We start from the raw sequence: 14494 nt of genomic DNA, 5'->3' as shown, positions 1-14494 counted from the left end.
GGCGGACGATTAGAGAAAAAAGGAAGCTGGAACTATAAATACGATGCCGACGGTTTTTTAACCGAAAAGTACAAAGGTAGTAGCAGCATTTTTAGAAGTAAAAAAGACCATTGGCAATACGAGTGGAATGCTGCTGGTATGTTACAAACCGTAACACGACCAGATAAATTACAAGTACATTTTACGTATGATGCTTTAGGAAGACGTTTAAGTAAAACCTTTAAAAACACGACTACCAAATGGCTTTGGGATGGTAACGTACCATTACACGAATGGAAAGAAAACCAAAACGGAGACATTTTAAGTAACAGCACCGTTGGCGACAATGGCATTGTAACTTGGGTTTTTGAAGAAAATAGTTTTATACCAACGGCCAAACTTAAAAATAATAAGAAATTTAGTATTTTAGCAGACCATTTGGGTACGCCAATAGCTATGCACAATGGCGATGGTGAACAAGTTTGGGAGCGTAAATTAGACACTTTTGGTAAAGCTATTGTAGGAGATAATAGTAGTTGTCCTTTTATGTATCAAGGGCAGTATTATGATCCTGAAATTGAATTGGCTTATAATAGATTTAGGTATTATGATCCTGAGGACGGTAGGTATATTTCTGTAGATCCTATAGGATTGCTTTCGGGAGAGTTTAATCTGTATAATTATGTAAATAATCCAAATAAATGGATTGATGAATTTGGATTAAAGAAAAGTTATTCAAAAAAACATAAAGATGGAGCTACTTTTACGGATAAACAAAAGCTATATGTTCTAAAAAAAGACGGAAAAGTAGTTTATGTTGGTATTACTAGTCAACATCCTAAAAGGAGAAAGTCGCAACATAAGCGACAAAAAGGAGAAGACTCATTTGATGAGATGGTAGTTATCGGTGATGCTGATTCTAGGGGAGGAATAAGAGAAATGGAAGGTTCCGCGTTATTAGATGCAGATGGTGGCTTAGATCTAAATGCAAATAGAAATGATGGTCAGCATTATCATTCTGCTAGTTCTAGTACAATTGATGTAGATTTAAATACAACAGGAGATATATATTAATAAAATGAATGAAACAAATTTAATAGAAAAAGTAAAAAAAGATATTGAAAATAAAGATATTAGTCAGCATAAAGATTTAAATGATTACTTAGTTGCTAGAGATTTGTTATTACATAATGGATTTATAAATAACAGTAACAAACAATTACAAGAAGCTTATATTGAATTATTTCCTACTAATTTTAAATTAAAAAAAGAATTAGAAGGATCTTTAAAAGATATTTTATCTAATGATGTAGAAACTAGAATTAGCACATCAAAAGATTTAGAAAAAGCATCAAGACGCGAAACAAGTATGTTAGATAAATTATGGCTAAAAGAACCAAGAACTATTGATATATTATGTCTTGCATTAAATGATGAAAATGTAAAAGTATTAGAAAACATAATTTTATGCCTTGGTAATATAGCATCAAGATATAAATACAATGATTTGGCTATTTTTGATAAAATAATCTCAAAATTTGATAAGGCAAATGATAGATTAAAAATACGTATAGCTCAATCTTGTGGAGAATTTGATACAAATAAGAAATGGGAATATATCTATAAAGCATTAGAATGTAAACCTAAAAAAGATGCTATTGAAAGATTAACAAGACACTTAAGAAATCAACACCAAGAAATCTCAATTGAATACCGAGATAAATTCATTAAAAAGTTACTTACCGACTTTTATGATGAAAAAAATAAAAATGAACTTATAAAAGCTACAGCTTTAAATACTGCAATCCTTTTAATGCAAAAAGAAGATTTAGAAAAACTAAGAAACATTAGAGACAATTACTCCCTACTTTCATCTTCAAAAAAAGCAGTTGCTAAAAGAATAGAAGAGTTAGAAAATCACTAATTAATTTAATTATTTTATTTTGAGATTAAGCTAAAAAAGGTTTATGAATATAGTTAAGCTTGAGTCTAAAGTCAAACCTTTTTTTTGGGTAGACCACAATGATGGTTCATTTGCCGTTTGTTTAACTGTTGGCACCTATAAAACTGAAATATTTGAATCAAGAAAAAACGAAGGATTTGAAGGAAATGGTTATGATTGGACATCATTAGCTATAGTGTTTTTAAATGAAAAAAAACCAGAGCTAAAAAATATTATTGATTTTGATCCAGAAGGCAGTATGTTTTGCGCTTTTTCAGATGATAAGGAGTCTTTAAAGTCATTTGCAATTTCATTTAAAGCTGCTTGTGAAGATGATTCACTAATAAAAGACCTCTTCTCCAGAGCAATTTTAGATAGCTAATTTTTTTATAACATAATTATATTACTCTTAAAATTCTCTCCAAAATTAAGCTTCTTGACATAAAAGAACCTACACAGTAAAAATAAGTTACAAAAAACAGACGATAGCAAACAAGGGATTACTAAATATGGGTATTCAGCAACAGGACATTTAGAGCAAGCCAACTTTCAAGATGGAACCCAACAAGTACGTGACCAAGATAATGTTGGTAACCTTTTTGAAACCACCAACCATAACGATAGAGAATACAGTAAAGGCGGACGATTAGAGAAAAAAGGAAGTTGGAATTACAAATACGATGCCGACGGGTTTTTAACCGAAAAATACAAAGGCAGCTCTAGCATTTTTAGAAGCAAGAAAGACCATTGGCAATATATATGGAATGATGCTGGTATGTTACAAACCGTAATACGACCAGACAAATTACAAGTACATTTTACCTATGATGCTTTAGGAAGAAGACTTTCTAAAACCTTTAAAAACACGACTACTAAATGGCTTTGGGATGGAAACGTACCCTTACACGAATGGAAAGAAAACAGCCTAGGAGATATTTTAAGTAATAGCATTGTTGGCGACAACGGCATTATTACTTGGGTATTTGAGGAGAACAGTTTTATACCAACAGCCAAACTTAAAAATAATAAGAAATTTAGTATTTTAGCAGACCATTTAGGTACACCAACTAGCATGCATAATGCAGAAGGGGAACAAACTTGGGAACGTAAACTGGATACTTTTGGTAAAGTAATACATGGAGATAACAACTCCTGCCCTTTTATGTATCAAGGGCAATATTATGATAGTGAGATAGAACTTGCTTATAATAGATTTAGATATTATGATCCTGAGGATGGTAGGTATATTTCTGTGGATCCAATTGGGCTGCTTTCTGGAGAATATAACTTATATGTTTATGTAAATGACTCTAATGGTGAGATTGATGTATTTGGATTAAGTATTTATTCTCAAAATAGAAGAAAACGTGAAAAAGGGAAACATACACGTAACTCAGAATATCCTCATGGAAATAAAAAAAAGGTACGAGAAGATGTAATAAAAAAGCATACAGATAAAAACGGAAATGTTATAGATCCTGAAACAGGTAATATAATTCCTCCAGGTAAAGTAAGTATAGAACATAAAGAACCAGTTGTAGCACATTGGAATAGTAGAGGTAGAAATCAAACCAAAGCACAAAGAAATAGGTGGTATAATAAAAAAAGTAATTTAACAGTAAAAGAGATAGGACCAAATAAAAGTGAAGGAGGTGCTAATAAAATGAACTTCAATCAAAATACCGGGAAAAATTACTCTAATTAATATGAATGAATTAAATCTTGAGCAATACACTAATATAGGTGTTGATTATAAAATTAATAATACACCTTCTTTTGGGTTTTATACATTTTACTTTAATGCAAAAAATAAAAAAATAGAAATTACTATTAGAAATTTTTCAAAATTTGAAGAAAATGGTTTACTTGAGTTAAGTAATTATTTAAAAGAAAAAGAAATAACAACAAATTTCAATAAGATTAATAATGTAAGTTTTAAAAATCTTGAATTTAATTCATTAATAGTTTATCAAAATAATTTTGAAGATTCAACAGAGACAGATGTCAGCAAATATACAGCTTTTCCAATCTATGAATGTGAATTTTCGGGTAATGAAAGTGGTAATGAACTTTCTTTTTTGAGAAGAAATATGATAACTACTATAAACTGGAGGCGAAAGCCATCTCCAATAGTAAAAATGAAATTCAAAAATTTATCAACTGGAGTAAAGTCTACAGGAAATAAATTTAATTATTTTTCTAAAAGTGATTTCTTTAATGAAATAAAAAGTTTACGAAAAACAGGGTCTTTTATTGAAGTTAAAAATTATAAAAATGAGCATTGTAAAATAATTATTGAAGGGAATAAAATTCTGTTAGAACAAAAAAAAGAAAAGAAGAACTTTACAAAAAAAGAACTAATCGTTTTTTTTGCTGATTTTTTTGATTAATATTTCCCTCGCTAGCGCTCGTTTGTAACGAGTGCCGTACCGAGTAAGTTCTACGAAAAGAATTAAACAATAAAAGCTATCTATTCCTTTAGGTAGCTTTTTGTATTTTTAAGTTATGAGTAGAAAGCATAAATTTCATAATCCAACAGCGGCATATTTTGTTTCTTTTGCCACAACCATAACGATAGAGAATACAGTAAAGGCCCCGCTAGCGCTCGTTTGTAACGAGTGCCGTACCGAGTAAGTTCTACTAAAGAATTAAACAATAAAAGCTATCTATTCATTTAGGTAGCTTTTTGTATTTTTAAGGTATGCGTAGAAAGTATAAATTTCATAATCCAACAGCGCCATATTTTGTTTCTTTTGCCACAACCATAACGATAGAGAATATAGCAAAGGCGGACGATTAGAGAAAAAAGGAAGCTGGAACTATAAATACGATGCCGACGGTTTTTTAACTGAAAAGTACAAAGGTAGTAGCAGCATTTTTAGAAGTAAAAAAGACCATTGGCAATACGAGTGGAATGCTGCTGGTATGTTACAAACCGTAACACGACCAGATAAATTACAAGTACATTTTACTTACGATGCTTTAGGAAGAAGACTTTCTAAAACCTTTAAAAGTACCACAACAAAATGGCTTTGGGATGGTAACGTACCATTACACGAATGGAAAGAAAACCAAAACGGAGACATTTTAAGTAACAGCACCGTTGGCGACAATGGTATCGTCACTTGGGTTTTTGAAGACTATCGAGTGTTAAGAAAAAGTCCTGTGGCCTTTATTAACGAAGATACAGCTGGCGCGTTGGCGAGTACCAACAGCAAAACTTAAAAACAACAAAAAATTTAGTATTTTAGCAGACCACTTAGGTACACCAACGAGCATGCATAATGCAGAAGGCGAACAAACTTGGGAACGTAAACTGGATACTTTTGGAAAGGTAATTACAGGAGATAATAATAGTTGCCCTTTTATGTATCAAGGGCAGTATTATGATCCTGAAATTGAATTGGCTTATAATAGATTTAGATATTATGATCCTGAGGATGGTAGGTATATTTCTGTCGATCCTATTGGGTTAAATAGTGGAGAATTTAATTTTTATAATTATGTTGGAGACCCAAATGGATGGATTGATGCTTTAGGTCTAAAATCGTATCATGGTAATGATAAAAGAAACACAAAAGCTCAACATGGATATGAGATTTACAATAAAGATGGGAAAGTCGTAAAGACAGGTGTAAGTAGTGGGAAATTTGATGGAAACCAATCTAAAAGAGCCGACAAACAAGTGAAAAACTTAAACAACAAGCCAACAGAGTTTAAGAATGGTCCTTATACATCAAAAATAGTTGAGCACCAAAAGGGAGGGAAAAATGCAAGAGGAAAAATATATGAATGGGAACAAGGAAATACTAATAAACATAGTGGAACACTAGATAGAAATATACATAAACGTCCATCTCCCGAAATTGATTAATCTATGAAGACATTAAAACATTTAGACTTTCAACTTCAAATTGATAGTGATTCTCTAAAAATAGATAATGAAAAGAATAAAGAAAAAATAGTTGACGATTGTTATGATTATTGCTATAATTTAAAATTAAAAACTAAACATATATGTAATTATATTGAACGTACTTGCTTAAAGAAACTGAAGTTCGAAGTCAAAGATTATAATGGCATTGTAATTACATTTCTTCACGGTTATCCTGAAGAAAAAATGTCTAATATTGATGAATCATACATAACCTTAAGTAAGTGTGTTGGTATTTTTATTCGTTTTGACAAAGCGAAATATGATTCTTTAAAAACAGATAATGAATTTAGAGAGTTTATTTACGAATATATGGTTGATACCTTTAAAAAGATTGAAGCTAAATATGAGATTCCAAGTTCAGAAATGCTAGCTTCTTATAAAGAGTTAAAAGAAAAAAACTTTGTTAACGAATGGCTTGGGAAAAAGAAAACCGATACAACTAGGAAACTATTAGCTGAACTACATTGTGCTGTTACAATAGACAAATTTATTTTAACTTTAAAATTGTATCAAGATAAAGTAGAAATTTATAACAATGTTATTTTAGAAACTGTACCAGATGAATATAGGTATGCACATAGAGTTAAGAAATTAGTAATAGAGCAAGATGCAATTAAAGTTCTAGGAACAAGAGATAAGATTACATTTTCTTTGCCCTTAAAAGATATTTTAAAATAAAAAGATAACTTCGTAGTTATATAAAAGACAAAGAACCACAGTTTTAAAAGCTGTGGTTTTTTTATGCAGTAAGTTTATTTTGTACTTTTGAGAAAGTAGAAATGAAGACGTTCATTGATTTGCTTGATTTACTGGTGATAATAAATCATGACAGGTTATCTCAAACGAGCCATAAGAAAGCTCAAGATTTAATTAAAAAACCAGACACTACAATTGAAATTGTAGAAGTAGATTTAGATAATGTAACAGCAGGAGGCGGTAAATCAGAAAGAAGTAATAAAGGAAATATTTTAAGACATTATGAACAGATAGAACTTGATAAAGTTCAAGATGATGGATTTAAAACAAATCAAAGAAGAGCAGAAGCACTTCATAAAAATGATAGAAACAAAAAATTAATAGATGACTATAATGCATCTAAAAAAGGTAAGAAAACAACATATAACAAATAATGACAGAATTCAAACAGTGGTCTTTTTCGGTTGAAAGGAGAAACCGTTTTGCTAGAGAAACAATGTTAGGAAAAACTTTTGAAGAATATCCTACTGAAGAAGAAGATATTTTAGAAGTTGATGGTGTTATATTTTCTATACACGGTGATGAAATTAGTGAAATAAAAGAATTGCCTTCTTTTTTAAATAGACTACCTAACCTTAAATCAGTTAGACTACCTATAGACTGGTTATCAAAAATTGATATTCCAACAAGTATTGAAGAATTAATTTTAACTAAACAGGTTTATTCAAAACAGAATATAGAAAAATGGTCAGAAAATTTAAAATTTAATACCCTAAAACACTTATCTGTACCTGAATTATTACACCCTTATGAAATAAACTTAAGGGAACTTACCAGTTTAGAAAGTATTGAATATGATTTTACTGTTGAAAAGAAAAACGAAAAACTTTTAGCAATAGCGGAATTGCCTAATTTGAAAGAGTTAACTATAAATTATGGTAAAAAATGGGATTTATTTACTCCTTTAGAAAACTCAAATATAGAGAATTTAAGATTATTAGGCTGTACAGGAAAAAAAATAGCCTTAGAAAATATTGTTAAAGTTAAAAAATTAAAAAAGTTAGAACTTGTTTATTATAGGTTAGAATTAGATTGTAATTTGTTTTTAGAGTTAAAGAATTTAGAAAGTTTAGAATTAGTAGATAATAATAAAATTATCAATATAGAAGCTTTATTAAAGCACAAGAATTTAAAACATTTAAGTGTTAGCAGCTGTAAAAAACCTTTTTCAGAAAAAGATAAAGAGCTTTTTCTTAGTCATGGTTTTGAGTCTTTAGACATTGATTATGCTTAAAATACACTATATAAAAAAACAAAGAACCACAGCGAAAGTTGTGGTTTTTTTATGGTTTAAATTTTTTCTAATTTAATAGCTTTAATCATAGAATCTAGAGTGAAAAAGATGTGATTTTGTTTTTCATTTGAAAACGAAAGAATATCTTTAAAACGAGCAAGCATGTCTGGATTCTTAAAAAGATCTGCTTCTTCATTTTCTCCCTCGCTAGCGCACGTTTGTAACGAGTGCCGTACCGAGTAAGTTCTACAAAAGAATTAAACAATAAAAGCTATCTATTCATTTAGGTAGCTTTTTGTATTTTTAAGTTATGAGTAGAAAGTATAATTTTCATAATCCAACAGCAGCATATTTTGTTTCTTTTGCCACAACCATAACGATAGAGAATATAGTAGCGGCGGACGATTAGAGAAAAAAGGAAGCTGGAACTATAAATACGATGCCGACGGTTTTTTAACCGAAAAGCACAAAGGTAGTAGCAGCATTTTTAGAAGTAAAAAAGACCACTGGCAATACGAGTGGAATGCTGCTGGTATGTTACAAACCGTAACACGACCAGATAAATTACAAGTACATTTTACCTATGATGCTTTAGGAAGAAGACTTTCTAAAACCTTTAAAAGTACCACCACAAAATGGCTTTGGGATGGTAACGTACCATTGCACGAATGGAAAGAGAACCAAAATGGAGACATTTTAAGTAATAGCACCGTTGGCGACAATGGTATTGTAACTTGGGTTTTTGAAGACTATCAAGTGTTAAGAAAAAGTCCTGTGGACTTTTTTAACGAAGATACAGCTGGCGCGTTGGCGAGTACCAACAGCAAAACTTAAAAACAACAAAAAATTTAGTATTTTAGCAGACCATTTAGGTACACCAACTAGCATGCATAATGCAGAAGGCGAACAAACTTGGGAACGTTCTTTAGACTCTTTTGGTAAGGTAAAGCGTGGAGATAACAACTCCTGCCCTTTTATGTATCAAGGGCAATATTATGATGCTGAGATTGAGCTAGCCTATAATAGGTTTAGGTATTATGATCCTGAAGATGGAAGGTATATTTCGCAAGATCCTATTGGACTTCTTTCTGGGGAATATAATCTTTATAGTTATGTAGGCGATACAAACAGTCTACTTGATATTCTAGGTCTAAAAACTTATAGAAAAAAGAATGGTCAATTTGGTAAAAAACCTGGTCGTAAAAAGAAAAAAGACGACACTCATGGTAACTCTGTAAATAGTAAAAAACCTAGACAACACTACGTAATAAAAGATCAAGATGGTAAACCTTATCATGGTGTTGGAGACACAAAAGGAAAAAGAGCTCAACAATCGAAAGAAAGATTAGAAGCAGACCCAAATAATGCAGGAAAAACATTTGAAATCGAAAGTCAAACTAATCATCCTACAAGTTTAGATGCTTTAAAAGGAGAAGCACAGGGTATCCAAAATACTGGTGGTGCAGGTATTGATAATCCAGGAAATTATAATGTAATTAATTCGCCTGGTGCGCCTTTTATCTAAAAAAAATATGAATTTAGAAGAACAATTTAGAAAACCAAATTTAAAAAGTGAACCTCTCTTTTATTTCAATTCTAAAGAATTAGACAAAAACATTGCTTTTGTTAAAGAAAAAGAAATTGATAAATTAATGTTGATACCTAATGAAAATGGGTATAATCTTAAGGATTTAAATTTTTTGAATGAACTCCCATTTATAAAAGAATTACATATGGGTGCATGTAATCAGATTGAGGATTTTAATGGATTATCCGATTTAAAAATGCTAGAATTTCTAATTTTTAGATCTGGTAAAAATGTAACTGTGAATTTATCTAGTCTTATCAATTTAGATTACTTAGGTTTTTCATATACTCCAAAAATAATAGGAGTTAATAAATTAGTCAACCTAACAACAATAGGAGTTAATAATGGTACAGATTCTTTTTTTAATAAAGATGTTTTTGAGAATTACAGTAAATTAAAAGATTTAAAAATAGGAGTTTCAATTATTAGTGATGGATTAAACTTTTTAAAACAAAATAAAACTATTGAATCTTTAGAGTTTAGTCACATGAAAAAAACCTTTAGTATTGAAGGTATTCAATATTTAAAAGATAATCTTAAAAAATTAAATTTTTCATCTTCTAAAAAAATTGAAAATATTCATTTAGTTTCTGAACTAACTAATTTAGAATCTTTAGGGTTTATAGAATCTGTTAAATTAGAAAGTGCTAGGATAATAGAACCCTTAAAAAAGCTAGAAGCATTTGGAGTTTATGGAAGCTCAAGCTTTATAAATGGTGACTTAACAAGTTTAAAAGAGATCCGAGATACTTTAAAACATTATAAAGTACAAAATAAAAAACATTATTTTTATGAATAATCAGCTCCAGCTCTCCACTCGCGCGACATATCCGTAACTCCTACTGGCGCGCTTTTGTAAAGCGTGACTAATTGTATTAAACATAATTTAAAAAAGGCATACTTTTATAAGTGTGCCTTTTTATTTTACTTTTATATTACAAATACTCTTTGAAATAACAGCAAACTGCAAAACTTAAAAACAATAAAAAGTTTAGTATTTTAGCAGACCATTTGGGGGACAGAGCGTATAAAAAAGGTCTTGTAGATCTTTTTAGCGAATGAGCCAGCTGGCGCGCTGGCAATGCATGCATAATGCAGAAGGCGAACAAACTTGGGAACGTAAACTCGATACTTTTGGTAAGGTAATTGTTGGAGACAACAACTCCTGCCCTTTTATGTATCAAGGGCAGTATTATGATAGTGAGATAGAACTTGCATATAATCGATTTAGGTATTATGATCCTGAGGATGGTAGGTATATTTCTGTAGATCCTATGGGTTTAAATAGCGGCGAGTTTGGTTTATACAATTATGTTGGTGACTCCAATTCTTGGGTTGATATTTTTGGTTTATCAAAGTATTATGGTATGAAAAAAGATGGTAGTCGTAAAAAGAGAAAACCAGGACCAAAAAAGAAAAAAGATTCAACTCATGGTAATTCTGTTAATAGTAAAAAACTAAGACAGCATTATGTCATAGTTGATGATGATGGTATTCCATATCATGGAGTTGGAGATACAAAAGGCAAAAGAGCTAATGAATCATTAGATAGATTAAGTAATGAGAATCCAGATAAAGATTTCGGAATACAAAGTCAAACAAATCACCCTACAAGTTTAGACGCATTAAAAGGTGAAGCACAAGGGATAAAAGATACTGGAGGAGCTGGTATAGATAATCCAGGAAATTATAATATTATAAATTCACCAGGTACTCCTTATATTTAAAATATATGAATATAGAAGAACAATATAGAAAACCTAATTTAAAAAGCGAACCACGTTTTTATTTTAATTCTGATGAAATGAAAGCAAATATTGCTTTTGTAAAAGAAAAAAAAATAGACAACTTAATGTTGATATCTAATGAAAATGGATATAATCTTAAAGATTTAGACTTTTTAAAAGAATTACCCTTTTTAAAAGAATTACACATGGGAGCATGTCCGCAAATTGAAAATTTTGAAGGATTATCTTCTTTAAAAAATTTGCAGTTACTAATTTTTAAATCTGATGTAAAAGTAGATGTTGATTTATCTGCTCTTACTAATTTAGATTATCTAGGTTTTTCATTTACAAATAAAATAACAGGGTTAAATAAATTAATAAATTTAAAAACTATAGGAGTAAACAATGGTACAGAGTCCTTTTTCAATATTGAAATATTTAAAAACTATAAAAAACTAAAAGATCTAAAAATAGCATTATCTATTATACCTAATGGATTAGATTTTTTAAAAGAAAACACAGCTCTTGAATATCTAGAATTTAATTATATGAAACGAGCCTTCAGTATTAATGGTATACAATTCTTAAAGAAAAACTTAAAAAAATTAAAACTTATTTCTTGCAAAAAAATTAATGATATTGATTTGATTTCTGAATTAGAAAATTTAGAATGGTTAATATTAAGTGAATCTGTAAAATTACAAGATGCAAAAATATTAAAACCTTTAAATAAATTAGAAGCACTAACTCTATATGGTAGCTCAAGTTTTATAGATGGTGACTTAACAAGCTTAAAAGAAATGCGAGATACAATAAAGCATTTTAAAGTACAGAATAAGAAACATTATTTTTATGAATAATCAGCTCTGCGAGGTTTGTAACCAGCTCTACGAAGTTTGTAACTTCGTAGCTACACATAAAAGGAAAGAGCCACAGCGAAAGTTGTGGTTTTTTTATGCGGTAAGTTTACTTTGTATAGTAATGCAGACCATGCTCAAACTGCATCCTATAAAAATATGCCAGGAGCTAAAGATTTCAGGGCGAAACAAGCTCAACATATATCAAATGGTCGATTTGACAAAGCAATGAAAATGGATATAATGGACATTAAATCGAAAACGAAATCTGGTTTAATGAAAAATGATTACTCAAAAAGTATGGCAGATGTTATTGATAGAGCAAGATTCAGGAAAAAAATAACTGAAGCGCAACAAAAAAAGTTAAAAAAAATGGCTTACTCAAAATAATATATAATGAAAAAAAAATATGATGTAGTTCCCTTTGTTTCTGTAGGAAAAATGGAGTTTGGTATGACTAAAGATCAAATTGAGGATATTATAGGTAAACCAAGTGATATAATAGACGATAATATTATGGGAGAAGTAAGAGTTCACTATCCAGATTTTATTTTAGTCTTTATAAGAAAAAAACTTGTAGACGTAAGGTTCTCAGACCAATTAAACATGGATAACACACTTCTTTTTATCAAAGGCATAAATATTTTAGAAACAAAAAATTTGATAGAAGTATTATCTGAGATTACAAGGTCTAAACCCTCAAACGAAATTAAAGGGTTTATTAATTTTTATGGTCTTGGAATTAATTTAGCAGGATTTGGAAAGAAAAAAATGAAAGATAAAAGAGAAGTAAGATTTTATTCAAAAGGAAGAAAAAAATATTATGAATTATATTTATCTGCATAAAAAGCTACTTTGCTAGCGCTCCTTTGTAACGAGTGCCATACCCACTCGCGCGACATATCCGTAACACTGGCGCACTTCTGTGAAGTATGTCTAATTTTCTTTAGTATTTGCAATGCTATTTGTTATCTTTAAACAATGTCTCAGAGATATAAAGTTATAGATAGTACAGTTCCAACATTTGTGACTATAACAATAATTGATTGGGTAGATTTATTTATTCGACCAACCTATTTTAAAATATTAGATGACTCTCTAAATTATTGTATTGCTAACAAAGGATTAACCGTACATGCATACATATATATGAGTAGTCATATACATCTTATTATAAGTTCTCAAGAAAACGAGTTGCAGGACATTATTAGAGATTTTAAAAAACACACCTCAAAACAATTTATAAAAGCGATTAAAGAAAGTCCTGAAAGTAGAAGAGAATGGCTTTTAGCTAAATTTAATTATGCTGCTAAGCGTGTAAAGAAAGGTGTTAATTTTAAAGTTTGGAAAGATGGATTTCATCCTGTAATTTTAGATACTAGCAAAAAAATAGAACAACGTATAAATTATATACATTATAATCCTGTGGCTTCAGAATTAGTTTATCATGAAAGAGATTGGAAAAACAGTAGTTATGCAATCTATGAAGAAAACAATTTAGAAATACCTTCGGTTAAAGTACATCCGCTATGGTAATTTGAAATAGAAAAACAATTAGTCATGCTTTACAAAAGCGCGCCAGGTTCTGAGATTATAGATGACGCGCAAGTGGAAAAGAATTTCACAAATGATAGCAATGGTAATGTATTAAGTATAAATGGAGAGACTTCTCTAACTACTTATGAATATGACAATAGGAATAAGCCATTGAATAATGCTTTTGAAAATCAAGAATTTAATAAAATATCTCATGTATTTCCATTAATTCCACCTATTAACACAACTAACAATATTATCACTAAAAGCGGTTCTTTTAATTCTATTTTAACTCATACTTACAGTACAAATGGTTTTCCTTTAACAACTGAAGAAATCGTTTCAAATGAAGAATCTAGATTTGTGATTTATACATATTAAGAATAATTATGAAAAAAACTTATAATTTAATTCCTTACGTTTCTGTAGGTAATATAAAGTTTGGGATGACCAAAACTAATTTAATTGAGGTATTTAACAAAGATCCTGATTCTACTTCTGTTTCTTTTTCAAAGAGAACTACATTAGATTGGAATAATATAAAAGTGAGATTGAATAAAAAAGGTCTTGTCGATGAAGTTTCATTTATTGAAAACGATACTGTACTATATAACGAATTAGATATATTGAATGATCCAAATGCAATAAAAGAATTATCTAAAAAAGAAAAGCCATATAACACCGTAGGTTTTAAAGTTTTTTTTGAATTTGGAATTGCAGTTACAGGATTTAGTAAAAAGAAAGATCATAAATCATTGTCTGTTTTCTCAAAAGAGCTAATAAAAGAATGGAAAGATTAAATTTCAAACTCTATGAAGTTTGTAACTATATAAAAACACAAATACACTCGCTAACGCTAATTGTAAAAATTGCCGTACCGAGTAAGTTCTACTAAAGAATTAAACAACAAAAGCTATCTATTCCTTTAGGTAGCTTTT

20 protein-coding genes are annotated in these 14494 nt (G+C 29.8%); all 20 read left to right on the top strand.

Translation table 11 applies throughout. The features are described from left to right. Nucleotides 1-1053, top strand: a 1053-nt coding sequence (locus ACVCZW_RS04600; RefSeq protein ID WP_452231760.1) for an RHS repeat domain-containing protein, incomplete at its 5' end; no start/stop codon positions are given. A 4-nt stretch (nucleotides 1054-1057) separates the two neighbouring features. Further along, nucleotides 1058-1903, top strand: coding sequence for a hypothetical protein (locus tag ACVCZW_RS04595; protein WP_452229869.1), 846 nt, complete (start codon nucleotides 1058-1060; stop codon nucleotides 1901-1903). 43 nt (nucleotides 1904-1946) lie between these two features. After that, nucleotides 1947-2303 carry an immunity 51 family protein gene (locus tag ACVCZW_RS04590; RefSeq protein WP_452229868.1) on the top strand — a complete coding sequence of 119 codons (357 nt, stop codon included), beginning with the start codon at nucleotides 1947-1949 and terminating at the stop codon, nucleotides 2301-2303. 393 nt (nucleotides 2304-2696) lie between these two features. Beyond that, complete coding sequence (locus ACVCZW_RS04585) at nucleotides 2697-3626, top strand: RHS repeat domain-containing protein (protein ID WP_452231759.1); 930 nt, start codon at nucleotides 2697-2699, stop codon at nucleotides 3624-3626. A gap of 1 nt (nucleotide 3627) precedes the next feature. Further along, nucleotides 3628-4311 (top strand): hypothetical protein, encoded by a 684-nt coding sequence (locus tag ACVCZW_RS04580; RefSeq protein ID WP_452231758.1) that lies wholly within the window; start codon nucleotides 3628-3630, stop codon nucleotides 4309-4311. A 535-nt stretch (nucleotides 4312-4846) separates the two neighbouring features. Then, complete coding sequence (locus ACVCZW_RS04575; protein WP_452231757.1) at nucleotides 4847-5146, top strand: hypothetical protein; 300 nt, start codon at nucleotides 4847-4849, stop codon at nucleotides 5144-5146. Nucleotides 5147-5198: 52 nt separating this feature from the next. Further along, on the top strand, nucleotides 5199-5795 hold the full coding sequence (locus ACVCZW_RS04570) for an RHS repeat domain-containing protein (RefSeq protein ID WP_452227752.1): 597 nt from the start codon (nucleotides 5199-5201) through the stop codon (nucleotides 5793-5795). 3 nt (nucleotides 5796-5798) lie between these two features. Beyond that, nucleotides 5799-6536: a hypothetical protein gene (locus tag ACVCZW_RS04565; RefSeq protein WP_452227753.1), complete on the top strand. Its 738-nt coding sequence runs from the start codon at nucleotides 5799-5801 to the stop codon at nucleotides 6534-6536. A gap of 101 nt (nucleotides 6537-6637) precedes the next feature. Continuing rightward, nucleotides 6638-6988 carry a hypothetical protein gene (locus tag ACVCZW_RS04560; protein ID WP_452227754.1) on the top strand — a complete coding sequence of 117 codons (351 nt, stop codon included), beginning with the start codon at nucleotides 6638-6640 and terminating at the stop codon, nucleotides 6986-6988. Continuing rightward, nucleotides 6988-7848, top strand: a complete 861-nt coding sequence (locus ACVCZW_RS04555) for a hypothetical protein (RefSeq protein ID WP_452227755.1) — start codon at nucleotides 6988-6990, stop codon at nucleotides 7846-7848. The genes ACVCZW_RS04560 and ACVCZW_RS04555 overlap by 1 nt, the downstream gene beginning before the upstream one ends. A 534-nt stretch (nucleotides 7849-8382) precedes the next feature. Beyond that, nucleotides 8383-8682 (top strand): hypothetical protein, encoded by a 300-nt coding sequence (locus ACVCZW_RS04550; RefSeq protein WP_452231756.1) that lies wholly within the window; start codon nucleotides 8383-8385, stop codon nucleotides 8680-8682. Between the two features lie 52 nt (nucleotides 8683-8734). After that, nucleotides 8735-9373, top strand: coding sequence for an RHS repeat domain-containing protein (locus ACVCZW_RS04545; RefSeq protein ID WP_452231755.1), 639 nt, complete (start codon nucleotides 8735-8737; stop codon nucleotides 9371-9373). 7 nt (nucleotides 9374-9380) lie between these two features. Next, nucleotides 9381-10235 (top strand): hypothetical protein, encoded by an 855-nt coding sequence (locus ACVCZW_RS04540; protein ID WP_452231754.1) that lies wholly within the window; start codon nucleotides 9381-9383, stop codon nucleotides 10233-10235. A gap of 259 nt (nucleotides 10236-10494) precedes the next feature. Beyond that, nucleotides 10495-11163 (top strand): RHS repeat domain-containing protein, encoded by a 669-nt coding sequence (locus ACVCZW_RS04535; RefSeq protein WP_452231753.1) that lies wholly within the window; start codon nucleotides 10495-10497, stop codon nucleotides 11161-11163. Between the two features lie 5 nt (nucleotides 11164-11168). Further along, a complete protein-coding gene (locus ACVCZW_RS04530) occupies nucleotides 11169-12023 on the top strand; it encodes a hypothetical protein (RefSeq protein WP_452231752.1) in 855 nt (284 codons plus the stop codon). Between the two features lie 156 nt (nucleotides 12024-12179). Beyond that, nucleotides 12180-12410: a hypothetical protein gene (locus tag ACVCZW_RS04525; RefSeq protein ID WP_452231751.1), complete on the top strand. Its 231-nt coding sequence runs from the start codon at nucleotides 12180-12182 to the stop codon at nucleotides 12408-12410. 6 nt (nucleotides 12411-12416) lie between these two features. Continuing rightward, on the top strand, nucleotides 12417-12866 hold the full coding sequence (locus ACVCZW_RS04520; protein ID WP_452231750.1) for a hypothetical protein: 450 nt from the start codon (nucleotides 12417-12419) through the stop codon (nucleotides 12864-12866). A gap of 135 nt (nucleotides 12867-13001) precedes the next feature. Beyond that, nucleotides 13002-13556, top strand: coding sequence for an REP-associated tyrosine transposase (locus tag ACVCZW_RS04515; protein WP_452231749.1), 555 nt, complete (start codon nucleotides 13002-13004; stop codon nucleotides 13554-13556). A gap of 24 nt (nucleotides 13557-13580) precedes the next feature. Then, a complete protein-coding gene (locus ACVCZW_RS04510) occupies nucleotides 13581-13937 on the top strand; it encodes a hypothetical protein (protein ID WP_452231748.1) in 357 nt (118 codons plus the stop codon). 8 nt (nucleotides 13938-13945) lie between these two features. Then, complete coding sequence (locus ACVCZW_RS04505; RefSeq protein ID WP_452231747.1) at nucleotides 13946-14356, top strand: hypothetical protein; 411 nt, start codon at nucleotides 13946-13948, stop codon at nucleotides 14354-14356. Nucleotides 14357-14494: the final 138 nt, after the last annotated feature.

This window comes from Lacinutrix sp. MEBiC02595 (assembly GCF_053601555.1).
The sequence above is the reverse complement of the archived record's forward strand: the minus strand, read 5'-3'. Positions and strand labels throughout refer to the sequence as shown.

What these genes read in the sequence shown, in the direction of transcription:
- ACVCZW_RS04595 (WP_452229869.1), top strand. Translation starts at nt 1,058, where the DNA reads ATGAATGAAACAAATTTAATAGAAAAAGTAAAAAAAGATATTGAAAAT.
- ACVCZW_RS04590 (WP_452229868.1), top strand. Translation starts at nt 1,947, where the DNA reads ATGAATATAGTTAAGCTTGAGTCTAAAGTCAAACCTTTTTTTTGGGTA.
- ACVCZW_RS04585 (WP_452231759.1), top strand. Translation starts at nt 2,697, where the DNA reads ATGTTACAAACCGTAATACGACCAGACAAATTACAAGTACATTTTACC.
- ACVCZW_RS04580 (WP_452231758.1), top strand. Translation starts at nt 3,628, where the DNA reads ATGAATGAATTAAATCTTGAGCAATACACTAATATAGGTGTTGATTAT.
- ACVCZW_RS04575 (WP_452231757.1), top strand. Translation starts at nt 4,847, where the DNA reads ATGTTACAAACCGTAACACGACCAGATAAATTACAAGTACATTTTACT.
- ACVCZW_RS04570 (WP_452227752.1), top strand. Translation starts at nt 5,199, where the DNA reads ATGCATAATGCAGAAGGCGAACAAACTTGGGAACGTAAACTGGATACT.
- ACVCZW_RS04565 (WP_452227753.1), top strand. Translation starts at nt 5,799, where the DNA reads ATGAAGACATTAAAACATTTAGACTTTCAACTTCAAATTGATAGTGAT.
- ACVCZW_RS04560 (WP_452227754.1), top strand. Translation starts at nt 6,638, where the DNA reads ATGAAGACGTTCATTGATTTGCTTGATTTACTGGTGATAATAAATCAT.
- ACVCZW_RS04555 (WP_452227755.1), top strand. Translation starts at nt 6,988, where the DNA reads ATGACAGAATTCAAACAGTGGTCTTTTTCGGTTGAAAGGAGAAACCGT.
- ACVCZW_RS04550 (WP_452231756.1), top strand. Translation starts at nt 8,383, where the DNA reads ATGTTACAAACCGTAACACGACCAGATAAATTACAAGTACATTTTACC.
- ACVCZW_RS04545 (WP_452231755.1), top strand. Translation starts at nt 8,735, where the DNA reads ATGCATAATGCAGAAGGCGAACAAACTTGGGAACGTTCTTTAGACTCT.
- ACVCZW_RS04540 (WP_452231754.1), top strand. Translation starts at nt 9,381, where the DNA reads ATGAATTTAGAAGAACAATTTAGAAAACCAAATTTAAAAAGTGAACCT.
- ACVCZW_RS04535 (WP_452231753.1), top strand. Translation starts at nt 10,495, where the DNA reads ATGAGCCAGCTGGCGCGCTGGCAATGCATGCATAATGCAGAAGGCGAA.
- ACVCZW_RS04530 (WP_452231752.1), top strand. Translation starts at nt 11,169, where the DNA reads ATGAATATAGAAGAACAATATAGAAAACCTAATTTAAAAAGCGAACCA.
- ACVCZW_RS04525 (WP_452231751.1), top strand. Translation starts at nt 12,180, where the DNA reads ATGCCAGGAGCTAAAGATTTCAGGGCGAAACAAGCTCAACATATATCA.
- ACVCZW_RS04520 (WP_452231750.1), top strand. Translation starts at nt 12,417, where the DNA reads ATGAAAAAAAAATATGATGTAGTTCCCTTTGTTTCTGTAGGAAAAATG.
- ACVCZW_RS04515 (WP_452231749.1), top strand. Translation starts at nt 13,002, where the DNA reads ATGTCTCAGAGATATAAAGTTATAGATAGTACAGTTCCAACATTTGTG.
- ACVCZW_RS04510 (WP_452231748.1), top strand. Translation starts at nt 13,581, where the DNA reads ATGCTTTACAAAAGCGCGCCAGGTTCTGAGATTATAGATGACGCGCAA.
- ACVCZW_RS04505 (WP_452231747.1), top strand. Translation starts at nt 13,946, where the DNA reads ATGAAAAAAACTTATAATTTAATTCCTTACGTTTCTGTAGGTAATATA.